Below are 10,781 nucleotides of genomic sequence, written 5' to 3' on the forward strand. Positions count from 1 at the left end.
GACATTCAAAGCAAAGGAAAGCGCGGCCAATGGCAAGCGCCACTGACACCATTTCTGCAGGATCGCCCACAACGGGAAAAGTGGTCACGCGATTTGCGCCCTCCCCCACAGGATTCCTGCACATCGGCGGCGCACGCACTGCGCTGTTCAACTGGCTCTATGCGCGCCATCATGGCGGCACATATCTGCTGCGGATCGAAGATACCGACCGTGCACGGTCAACCGATGCGGCCATTGAGGCGATCTTTGATGGGCTGAACTGGCTCGGACTTGGCGGAGACGAGGAACCTGTGTTCCAGTTCGCCCGGTCTGAGCGCCATGCCGCTGTTGCCCACCAGATGCTCGATGCTGGCCATGCCTATCGCTGTTATCTGACGCAGGAAGAACTGGCAGCGCGGCGCGAACAGGCGCAGGCTGAACGTCGCCCCTTCCGCATCGACAGTGAATGGCGTGATGCTGGCGCGGACCAGTGGCCTGAGGGCCAGCCCTATGTTGTGCGCATGAAGTCTCCGCGTGATGGCGAGACCACGATTGACGACAAGGTCCAAGGTTCGATCACCGTCCAGAACAGCGAACTCGACGATTTCGTGATCCTGCGTTCGGACGGCACGCCGACTTACATGCTGGCGGTAGTGGTGGACGATCATGACATGGGCGTCACCCATGTGATCCGGGGCGACGATCATATCAACAATGCCTTCCGCCAGTTGGTGGTCATCCGCGCGATGGATGCCATCGAAGGCGGGTGGCCCGATCCAGTCTATGGCCACATTCCGTTGATCCATGGCGCGGACGGAGCCAAGCTCTCCAAACGTCACGGTGCGCTTGGGGTTGATGCCTATCGCGACGAGATGGGACTGCTGCCCGAAGCGGTGTTCAATTATCTGCTGCGTCTTGGCTGGGGCCATGGCGACGAGGAAATCATCAGCCGCGAACAGGCGGTGGAATGGTTCGACATCGGCGATGTGAACAAAGGCGCATCGCGCTTTGACATCAAAAAGCTGCTCAACCTGAACGGACATTATATCCGCGAGGCCGACGATGCGCTGTTGGCGGCGTTGGTTGCCCCGAAGCTGGCCAAGATTGAACCTGGATTTGATGCAGCATTGGGCATGGATTTGCTGACGCAGGCCATGCCGGTCCTGAAAGTTCGTGCAGCCGACCTGAACGAACTGGCGACAGGCGCAGTGTTCCTGTTTGCACGACGCCCTTTGCCCATGGTTGAGAAAGCGGCCGCACTGCTGACCGATGACGCACGGGCCATTCTTGGCAAGGTGTTAAGCCGTCTTGCGGGCGAAAACGGCTGGACAACCGAGGGGCTGGAGGCCACGGTAAAGCAAATGGCCGAGGAGCTTGGGATAGGTTTGGGCAAGATCGCTCAACCGTTGCGCGCAAGCCTGACGGGACAGACTACCTCGCCGGGAATATTCGACGTATTGGCGCTTCTCGGCAAGGACGAGTCGCTGGCGCGCATTGGCGATTCAGCGGCTTGAGCCGGGTGGGTGATTGAAAATCAGAGATAATATAGGAGGGTTAAGGCGTGAGCGATAACCAGGCTTCTTTGACGGCGGGTGACAGCACCATCGAAATGCCGATCAAGAGCGGCACGATCGGGCCGGACGTGATCGACGTCCGCAAGCTCTATGGCCAGACAGGCATGTTCACCTATGATCCGGGTTTCACATCGACGGCCAGCTGCGATTCCGCGCTGACCTACATCGATGGTGATGAAGGCGTCCTGCTTCACCGGGGATACCCCATCGGCCAGTTGGCCGAGCATTCCAGCTTTATGGAAGTGAGCTATCTGCTGCTCAATGGCGACCTGCCGAGCCAGAAAGAACTGGCTGATTTCAGCCGCACGATCACGCGCCACACGATGCTGCACGAGCAACTCGCCACATTCTACCGCGGGTTTCGCCGGGATGCTCACCCGATGGCGATCATGTGCGGCGTGGTGGGAGCGCTTTCTGCGTTCTATCATGACAGCACTGACATCGCCGACCCGACACATCGTACGATCAGTTCACATCGCCTGATTGCCAAGATGCCGACTATCGCTGCGATGGCGTATAAGTATTCGGTCGGTCAGCCATTCGTCTATCCCGACAACAAGCTGTCCTATACCGGCAATTTCCTGAAGATGACGTTTGGCGTCCCCGCCGAAGAGTATGAAGTGATCCCGGCCGTCGAACGCGCGTTGGACCGTATCTTCATCCTCCATGCTGACCACGAACAGAACGCATCGACTTCGACCGTTCGCCTGGCGGGCTCTTCGGGCGCAAATCCGTTTGCCTGCATCGCGGCGGGCATTGCCTGCCTGTGGGGTCCGGCACATGGCGGCGCGAACGAAGCTGCGCTCAACATGCTCAAGGAAATCGGCACGCCCGACCGCATCCAGCACTACATCGACCGGGCCAAGGACAAGAACGATCCGTTCCGCCTGATGGGCTTCGGCCACCGCGTGTACAAGAACTACGATCCGCGCGCGACGGTGATGCAATCTACCGTGCGCGAAGTGTTCGCCGCGCTGAATGTGCAGGACCCGCTGTTCGAAACCGCGCTGCGGCTTGAGGAAATCGCGCTGAGCGATCCTTACTTTGCCGAGAAGAAGCTGTTCCCGAACGTGGACTTCTATTCGGGCATCATCCTTTCGGCCATCGGGTTCCCGACCACGATGTTCACCGTGCTCTTCGCGCTGGCCCGCACCGTGGGCTGGGTGGCGCAGTGGAACGAAATGATCAGCGATCCAGCCCAGAAGATCGGGCGCCCGCGCCAGCTCTATACTGGCCCTACGGCGCGTGATTACGTGTCTTTGACCGAACGATAATACAACTCAGGAGGCGGCGATGACGATGATTCTCAGGATTTTCGGCATCGCCGCGCTTCTTATGGGTGGGCTGTGGACCGGCCAGGGGCTTGGTCTGATCATGTGGCCTTCATCGAGCTTCATGCTGGCACAGACGCAATGGGCCTACATCGGCGTTGGCCTGATGTTGATAGGTTTGCTGGCGCTGTGGCGCGCAGGCAAGCGCCGCTAACCCAGAGCGGAAGCCTGAAGCGAAGCGTCAGCCGGCAGGCTCAGCACGAACCGCGCACCGCCGCCCGTCGCGCTTTCTACCGACAAATCTCCGCCCATCGCGAGAGCTAGCTTGCGCGAAATGTAGAGGCCAAGGCCGCTGCCGCCATCGCCGCTACGGCCAAGGCGTTCGAATTTGTTGAACACGCGTTCGGCCTGTTCGGGGCTGATCCCCTCGCCTTCATCCTCAATCGTGAGCCACGCCATCCCCGGTTCGAAGCCGGTTTCGATCCGCACAGTGGTTTGACCGGGGGTATAGCGGATGGCATTACCGATCAGGTTGAGCAGAATTTGCAGAACCCGGCGAAATTCGCCGACGGCAGGTGCTGCAGAATCCTCTGGCGGCAGGGCGAGTACGATGCCCCGCTCCTGCGCGCGGACGCCAAGAATTCCCGCCGCACGACGGGCGCAATCGGCAAGGTCGATCTGATCCGGTGCGGGCGCGAAGTTTTCGTCCTCCACCGTTTCGAGAACCGCAAGGTCTTCCACCAACGACAGCAAGTGTCTGCCGGATTCTGCAATGTCTCCGGCATAGCCGACGTAAGGTTCCGCAATTGGCCCGGCAAGACGCGTGCGGATGGTTTCAGCATTGGCGACGATGCGGTTGACCGGCAAACGCAAGGCTGGTGCAAGATTTTGGCCCAACAGCCCTTTCCAGTCAGGCGTCGAAAACACCGGCGGAGGTGGCGCGGACGATTCAACCTCTGGCTCTGCAAGTACCGTATCGGCGACCAGTAGCAGCTCGAAACCGCCCTTACGCAACGGCAGAAGCCGGGCGTTCCAGCGCCGGGCTGAGCCTTCGACCCTGACCACGGCGTCATCAAGCAGCCGCCAATGTAGCGGCTGATGGTGGTTGCTTCCCTCGACCGCAACGAGATCGGTCCAATAGCGACCGAAACCCTGCTGCACTGCCATCGACAATGACTGGAGATCCCGCCCATCGACGAAACCGGAGATGACGCGCTGTTCGGCATCAAGCACGACATGCGCCTCAGCCAACTGGCGCAGCAAGGCGATCTCATCCTGCCCACTTCCATCCGTTGCCCAAGCGCTGGCAGCAAGGTGCCATTCGGTGATGGCGATATGCGTGCTGCGGTCGTCAGGCGTTACGGTCGCCCGGAAGGACAACGGCTGCCCTTCGTCCTCGACCGCAATCATTGCAGTGAGGGCCAGGCTTTCGGCGCGGACCTTGCGCACAAGCGCCAGCAATGCAGGAATGGCTATCACCCCTGGATATGATCCACCGATGCGCATTTGCAACGCCGCCAGTGCCTCGTCAGCTTCCACGAGACGATCAGCCGCGTCTGCGCGGGCGCGGATTGGCCCTGCGGCGGTCATCTCAAGCCTGCATGTCCATCGGCGTGTCAGCCAGAAGTGCCGTCGCTCGCGCTGGATCGAGCAGTTTAATTCCGGCGGGTACAGCGATGTCCGGGTGAAGCGCTGAGAAAGTGGCGACCACGCCTTCGCGACGGACGTTGGCCGCTACGAGCGAGAGCGCAAGCCGAGGCATCTGGCTTTCAGTTGTACACATGATCGCCGTTTCCCGGGCAAGTCCGGCATTGGCGGCAAGCCCGCTGAGGAACAGCGCAGCACCAGCGTGATCAAGTTTTAGCATGGCGGACCGATCAGGCCCCAGCACGGAAATGATGTGATTGAGCAGGTCGAGCCGCGAGGCTGCGACAGCACGGCGCTGTCGAAGGGTGATTTCCGACATTTCCGCTGCGGCTTTTCCGGCTGCGTCCTCGCCAACGTAGGTTTGCATCGTTGCCAGCGCAATTTCGTGGAGACTGGTCGGCAGCTCGGCCAGTGGTATCTGCATACGCCGCACTTGCTGGCCGAAGCGGGCCTGCGCGGCCAGCAAATTCATGCCGCGCGCAGCAAGATCTGGATCAGCCGAGGCAATCACATCCTGCAACAGCGGCGTGAGTACGGGGTCTATCCCGAGGCTTCCGTGCAACTTTTCCGTCAATTGCCATTCCACCGCCAGCATGTGGAGATGGTAAAGAAGAGGCTGTCTCGCTGCGAGCATTTCGGCAAGGCCCGGCCCGGCCTCGCGCGCCCATGCAGCCGCATCGGCATGGCCTGCTGCCTCACCCATCGCCTGCACAAGCTGACGTGCCACATCTGCAAGCATCCCGCGCACGCGTGCGATGATTTCGTCGCTGAAGATCGAACGATCATCGTTCTGCAGCAGATGGCGAAGAATCGGCCCCATGTGGAGCATCGCCTGATCCGCATGGAACAAGTCCTGACGCAGCAAACCCTCGATCGTTTCAGGATCGGTGCCCGCAGTTGTTGTTCCAGCAGAAGCAGTCATGGCCATGTGAAGCTCTTACTGCCGAGTGGTTAACTGCTGGTTAGGCGCAGGGGGCGTCGATGGTCCCGTTTCGGGCAGAATTGTGCCGAACTGGAGCGTCAACAGACAGGTGCCAAACAAGGCAACCACAGCCAGAGCAACAGCTGCGTCAAACGGCAAAAACACAGTTGCAAAAGCCAGCAACGCAGCAAGGACGGATCGATCGGACAACCAACGCGCCCAAACATGGTTGGGCAGTACCAGCGCGACCAGCCTGGCCCCGCCAATCAGCAGCAGCGGCGCAAAAAAGTTTGCGCCGGGCGGGATCGAAGGCATGTCTGGCAGTTCACTGCGCCAGCCTGCCAAAGTGACCAATCCGACGTCGATCAGCAGTTGGAACGCCCCCACACTCCGCCGGGCGATGCCGGAAGCGAGCAGCGAATCGCTCTCCACTTGCCCCAGCAGGCTGGCCATCCGTTCAAACAACCAAGCAAAGCCCAGCAGCACGAAGCCGACCGCAAAGCTGCCTAGCCACCCCACTCCGCCGCCCAGCAGACCGAGCGCCCCGGCGGCAAGGCCGACCAGTGCCGGGCGTGTGCCAGCATGGAGAATGGCGGGGCCGAACCGATTTACCACTGTTATTGCCAGTTGCTCGCCAGGCGTTGCTACGCCCGACCCAGCAAAGCGCGTGTGGAGGCGAAGCCAGCGCCGTTCGGCCAAGTGTGCTTCATCCTCGTTGCGCAGGATACTCCACCGCCCATCGTCCAATAAGGAGGTGGGAATATTGCGCAGCGCGATCCGGCCCTGAATGGCCAAGCGCAGAAGTGCCGATTGTGCGTTCCATTCGGGCGGCAAATCGGCCAGCCCCGCAGCAATCCGTCCCGGAAAGCGCATGGCAGCTGCGAAGGCATGGTTGATATCGATTCGCTCAAAACCCAGCGGCAACGCGGTTTCCACCGGCAAAGTAAGGATCACCGGCCCCACTTCGATCAATTCGCGCATAGCATCTGGCATAGCCAGCAGTCCGTCGCCCAGCACTATCACGTCGTCTTCAGGTGCCAGCAGCGGCACCAGAGCGCGTGGCGTGGCAACGACATGAAACTGCGCGCCACCTGCTTCGGCAAAGTGTTGGAGCGTGACGAGTTCGCCGCTGATCGCCTCAGCCATGACGACGATTCGCCGCACACCCAGCGATAGTGCAAGGCCAATTTGATGGCGCAGCAGCGAACGCCCGCCAATCGGCAGGTACCCTCGCAAGCTGCCCGGATCGTTCCCGGCGGCTTCAATCAGCGATAGAACTGCGACCCGCACGCGGCTGCCTCCTGAACGGCCATCGTAGGGGTTGGGGGCTGCGCTGCCAAGGCGGCAGCGAAACTTGTCAGGACTCTATTGCCAGATCATCGAGAATCTGGCGCAGGCGACGCAGCACTCCGGGATTGCCAGGCACCGTTTCGACGGCCTCTTCGGCGAGCACGAGCAAGCTGTCGGCGTGAAAGCTCGCAGCCAGTCCTTTTAGCCGCATTGCAGCAACCTGCCAGTTTCCATCGCAACGCGCACGTGTCAGGAGGTCGATATGATGCTCGGCACTTTCGATAAACGCTGCGCGCAATTCGCGCACCAGATCAGGATCGTGCCCTGCGGCAGCGGCGAGATTGGCGTCGAGTGAAGCACCTTCGTAGGCCATCAGAATGGGCTACGCGGCGAAGTGTTAAGGCAGGGTTTATGACCTTGCCAAAAACGTGATATGCATGATCGCATGAACGGGGGAACACGGATCATTCCGATTGAGGGCGCCGAAACAGGTGCCAGTGCAACCGATTCTTTCGAGGCAGCCGCCACGGAAGACTCGCTCCTGCTGGGGCATGACACGCAGGTAGATCCTTCACCCGGAAGATATTCTTCAAGCAGCGATGATGCGTGGGAGGAAGAGGCGCTCTCCTCTTCTACCAAGCCGCGCGATTTCAGTTGGTTGCCATTCGCACTTGCAGGACTTTTGATTGCGGCGTGGACGGGATTTTTCGCCTGGGCAGTAGTCCTGAATCAGCGCGAACCAACCTCACCCGATCAGTGGGTCTGGTGGATCGCACAATGGTCAGGTCCGGCGTTGCTCGTCATGATCGTGCTCCTGCTGGCAATGCGCACGAGCCGCCGCGAGGCGAACCGTTTTGCCGATGTGGCGCTTTCGCTCTCGCGCGAATCCAGTCAGCTTGAAAAACGACTGGTATCAATCAACACTGAATTGTCTCTGGCGCGTGATTTCATCGCAGCGCAAGGTCGTGATCTCGAAACGCTGGGCCGCGTGGCCGTTGATCGCATTTCGTCGAGCGCCACACGGCTGGATGAACTGGTTGGGCGCAATGGCACTCAGGTGGACCGTATCGCAGAGGTATCATCCGCCGCGCTCGACAATATGGAGAAACTGCGCGGACAATTGCCGGTGATTGCCAACGCCGCCAAGGATGTAACCAACAATATCGGCAACGCTGGCCGCACGGCGCACCTGCAGTTGGAAGAGCTGGTTTCCGGTTTTCAGCGGCTCAATGAATTCGGCCTTGCGAGCGAACGTCAGGTCTCCTCGGTGCGCGAACGCGTCGAAAGCTCGATTGCCGCATTTTCCAAGGCTTCGGAAGACTTGGCAGCGCTGGCCGAGGAGCGGTTCCGTGAACTTGCCCGCAGCAGCGCCGAACAGGCCGGTCTGATGCAGGAATCCGAGCAAGCCGCACTCGCAGCTTGGCATCAACGCAGCGAAGCGCATGTGACGGCGCTGCGCGAGGCGCTGGCCCGGCTTGCTGCGGATCATGAAGCGCTGCTGGCGCAGTCAAGCGGGCAACTGGGCCGTTTCGAAGAGGCGGCGCGCGCACTGAGTACGAGTTTGGGTGATGATGTCCGCGATCTGGATGATCAACTGTCACGCCGGCGCGCATCGGCAGAGGCGAGCGCGGCGCAGCAGCGGGCCAGCCTTGAACGACGGCTTGGCGAAATTGACGATGCCATCGCACATCGCCGCGTCGCGATGGAAAGGGCGGCTGCTTTGGCTGCGGACGGTTTGGCAGCCAAGCTTGCCGAGCTTGACCTCGCGGTTGAAGCCCAGCGCAATCTGCAAGCCGCCGAGGCGGAAGAACTGGCAAAACGGTTTGACGAAATTGGTCATAAGGTGAGCAACTTTACCGCGCTTCTTGCCAGTTCAGGGGAGAGCGGCGTGGCTGCAGCAGCGACCATCGAGACTTCGATTGTCGCGCTCAATGGCCGGCTTGGCGAGATGCGTCATGCACTGTCGGGCACGGATCTGGAAATCGGCGAACTTACGGATTCAGCCGTGCGGTTGCTCGAACTGATCCAGGCGGGCAGCGATCACACCCGAACGCAGATGCCCGAAGCGCTGCGCAGCACCGAAGCCGGGCTAAAGGGTCTGGAGGACAGAGTATTCACGTTGCGCGACACACTGCGTGAGGCTGGCGACGGTGGACGTGACCTTTCCGAAAAGGTTGGAACTGCTCGCGGAGAGGTTTCTGCCACGATCAAAGAACTGGCAAAGGCGCAGAAGAGTCTTGCCGAGCAAGCAGAAGAGCGTGAGGCACGGATCGCAACGTTGCGCGACATGCTGGCAATGGCCAAGGCCGAAAGCACTGTCCTTTCAGAAGAAATCGAACTGAGGGTATCGGGTGCAATTGCCCAACTCACCGATGCCGCAGGCAAAGCTGGCGAAGAGCTGCGCGCAAGCACAGCTGGTGAAGTGGAAGCGATTGCTGAGCGGTTGGGCGAACAGAGCAGTGCAGCCCTTGCCAAGGTGCTTCAGGGCCGCGCCGCGGAACTTATCGGCAGGCTGGAAGAAGCCATCGACGCCGCCGCATCAGCGAGCCGCGAGACCGCGATCCAAATGCGCGACCAATTGACCAAGGTCGATGAATTGGCTGGAAACCTTGAATCCCGTGTCAACCGCGCGCGAGAGAAGGCAGAGGAGCAAGTCGACAACGACTTTGCCCGCCGCGCTGCGCTGATCACAGAATCGCTGAACTCGTCGTCAATCGATATTGCCAAGGCGCTGTCAGTCGATGTTTCGGAGACGGCATGGGCATCGTATCTGCGCGGTGATCGCGGCATCTTCACCCGCCGCGCTGTGTCCCTGCTGGAAAACGCCGAAGCCAAAGCCGTGCAATCGCACTACGAGGCAGAGAGCGAATTCCGCGAGCATGTGAACCGCTACATCCACGATTTTGAATCGATGCTGCGACAGTTGCTTTCTACGCGCGATGGCAATGCTCTGGGCGTCACCCTGCTCTCTTCCGACATGGGCAAGCTCTATGTGGCGCTGGCGCAAGGAATCGAACGCTTGCGAACCTGATCACTCTTGTGCGGTCAGTTCACGAACGCGTGCGGAAACCCTGCTTAAATCCTTGGAAAACTTGGCTTCTTCCTCTGCTCGACCATGGTCCTGCAATCGCAGTAGATAGCTTGGGTGCGTGGTGATCCACAGTTCACTGCCGTCTTCCAAAAGGTGTGGCTCCCCCCTAACCTTCTGGACACTCACCGTCTTTCCCAGCAAGCTGCGCGCCGCGCTGGCGCCAAGAGCGAGAACGACACGGGGCTGGACCAGCGCGCGTTCCGCATCAAGCCACCAGCGGCACATATCGATCTCCCCAGCGGTGGGGTTTTGATGCAGGCGCCGCTTACCCTGTGCCACAAACTTAAAGTGCTTGACCGCATTGGTGACGTAAGCCCGATCCTCGACAATGCCTGCCGTCTTCAGATGAGTGCGGAGAAGCTGCCCGGCAGGGCCAACGAACGGACGCCCTTGCGTTTCCTCAATGTCGCCCGGCTGTTCGCCGACGATCATCAGTGAAGCAGCGCGCGGCCCCTCACCCATGACCGAACGCGTACCGTTGCACCCGATCTCGCATCGACGACAGGCAAGAAGAGCATCGCTGACGGCCTTGAGGCTTTTCGGACGCTCGCCAAAATCCTGCTCGCCTGCTTTGACCATTTGGGCTTCGCGGGCCTGTGCCCCGGCAATAAGTCCGGGAATCAGTGCCGCCTCGGGCATGTTCTTCCAGTATTTGCGAGGCATTTCCTTGAGCATGGCCCCGATCTTCAGCCGTGCCGGATTGAAGATCGACGCATAATAACCGCGCCACAGCGCCTCCACCGGATCGCCGGATGGTGCATCGTCGCGGGTTGCGGGCGGGCCTTCCTGCAAAGTGTCGCCGTCCCAATGGAGCGTGCCGCGTGGGGTGAGGATCGTCCAGCGCATGGTGGTGAAACGGCGCGTGAAGAAGCCCGCATTGGCGCGCAAAATGTGATGCTCCGGTTCGAACTGTAGCGCGACGATTACGGTGTCCGGTCGGCGTCAATTTTGATGGCCGATAGGTGGCCGCGCCGGTTGGTGAATTCTGGCTACCATTTGCTGTTGCG

At 60.4% G+C, this 10,781-nt stretch carries 8 protein-coding genes and 1 pseudogene; 4 read left to right on the forward strand and 5 right to left on the reverse strand.

Annotation, left to right across the window (positions count from 1 at the left end; translation table 11 throughout):
• The first annotated feature begins 29 nt into the window (after window positions 1-29).
• The 3 genes from gltX to B7X90_RS01665 are packed head-to-tail and all read left to right on the forward strand — an operon-like array spanning window position 30 to window position 3,038.
• On the forward strand, window positions 30-1,493 hold the full coding sequence (gene gltX / locus B7X90_RS01655; RefSeq protein ID WP_292621071.1) for a glutamate--tRNA ligase: 1,464 nt from the start codon (window positions 30-32) through the stop codon (window positions 1,491-1,493).
• A 47-nt stretch (window positions 1,494-1,540) separates the two neighbouring features.
• Window positions 1,541-2,827, forward strand: coding sequence for a citrate synthase (locus B7X90_RS01660; RefSeq protein ID WP_292621073.1), 1,287 nt, complete (start codon window positions 1,541-1,543; stop codon window positions 2,825-2,827).
• Window positions 2,828-2,846: 19 nt separating this feature from the next.
• Window positions 2,847-3,038, forward strand: a complete 192-nt coding sequence (locus B7X90_RS01665; protein WP_292621076.1) for a hypothetical protein — start codon at window positions 2,847-2,849, stop codon at window positions 3,036-3,038.
• Here the strand turns inward: B7X90_RS01665 and B7X90_RS01670 are convergent.
• The 4 genes from B7X90_RS01670 to B7X90_RS01685 all read right to left on the reverse strand — a co-directional run bounded on the left by B7X90_RS01670 (window position 3,035) and on the right by B7X90_RS01685 (window position 7,056).
• Window positions 3,035-4,414, reverse strand: coding sequence for a HAMP domain-containing sensor histidine kinase (locus B7X90_RS01670; RefSeq protein ID WP_292621078.1), 1,380 nt, complete (start codon window positions 4,412-4,414; stop codon window positions 3,035-3,037). The genes B7X90_RS01665 and B7X90_RS01670 overlap by 4 nt on opposite strands.
• 1 nt (window position 4,415) lies before the next feature.
• Window positions 4,416-5,399 (reverse strand): hypothetical protein, encoded by a 984-nt coding sequence (locus tag B7X90_RS01675; protein WP_292621080.1) that lies wholly within the window; start codon window positions 5,397-5,399, stop codon window positions 4,416-4,418.
• A 9-nt stretch (window positions 5,400-5,408) separates the two neighbouring features.
• On the reverse strand, window positions 5,409-6,683 hold the full coding sequence (locus B7X90_RS01680; protein ID WP_292621082.1) for a hypothetical protein: 1,275 nt from the start codon (window positions 6,681-6,683) through the stop codon (window positions 5,409-5,411).
• Window positions 6,684-6,750: 67 nt separating this feature from the next.
• Window positions 6,751-7,056, reverse strand: coding sequence for an Hpt domain-containing protein (locus B7X90_RS01685; RefSeq protein ID WP_292621084.1), 306 nt, complete (start codon window positions 7,054-7,056; stop codon window positions 6,751-6,753).
• Window positions 7,057-7,128: 72 nt separating this feature from the next.
• Here B7X90_RS01685 and B7X90_RS01690 point away from each other — a divergent pair, with 72 nt between their 5' ends.
• Window positions 7,129-9,714 carry a hypothetical protein gene (locus B7X90_RS01690; RefSeq protein ID WP_292621086.1) on the forward strand — a complete coding sequence of 862 codons (2,586 nt, stop codon included), beginning with the start codon at window positions 7,129-7,131 and terminating at the stop codon, window positions 9,712-9,714.
• Here B7X90_RS01690 and B7X90_RS01695 read toward each other — a convergent pair.
• A pseudogene (locus tag B7X90_RS01695) lies at window positions 9,715-10,683 on the reverse strand (UdgX family uracil-DNA binding protein); the annotation flags it as partial. It abuts the gene before it with no gap.
• Between the last annotated feature and the right edge of the window lie 98 nt (window positions 10,684-10,781).

The organism is Novosphingobium sp. 17-62-19, assembly GCF_002256775.1.
In the GTDB taxonomy this organism is placed as follows: domain Bacteria; phylum Pseudomonadota; class Alphaproteobacteria; order Sphingomonadales; family Sphingomonadaceae; genus Novosphingobium.

Excerpts from the sequence above, each read along its gene's own strand:
- B7X90_RS01690 (WP_292621086.1), top strand. The coding sequence starts at position 7,129 with ATGAACGGGGGAACACGGATCATTCCGATTGAGGGCGCCGAAACAGGT.
- B7X90_RS01670 (WP_292621078.1), bottom strand. The coding sequence starts at position 4,414 with ATGACCGCCGCAGGGCCAATCCGCGCCCGCGCAGACGCGGCTGATCGT.
- B7X90_RS01675 (WP_292621080.1), bottom strand. The coding sequence starts at position 5,399 with ATGGCCATGACTGCTTCTGCTGGAACAACAACTGCGGGCACCGATCCT.
- gltX (WP_292621071.1), top strand. The coding sequence starts at position 30 with ATGGCAAGCGCCACTGACACCATTTCTGCAGGATCGCCCACAACGGGA.
- B7X90_RS01665 (WP_292621076.1), top strand. The coding sequence starts at position 2,847 with ATGACGATGATTCTCAGGATTTTCGGCATCGCCGCGCTTCTTATGGGT.
- B7X90_RS01685 (WP_292621084.1), bottom strand. The coding sequence starts at position 7,056 with ATGGCCTACGAAGGTGCTTCACTCGACGCCAATCTCGCCGCTGCCGCA.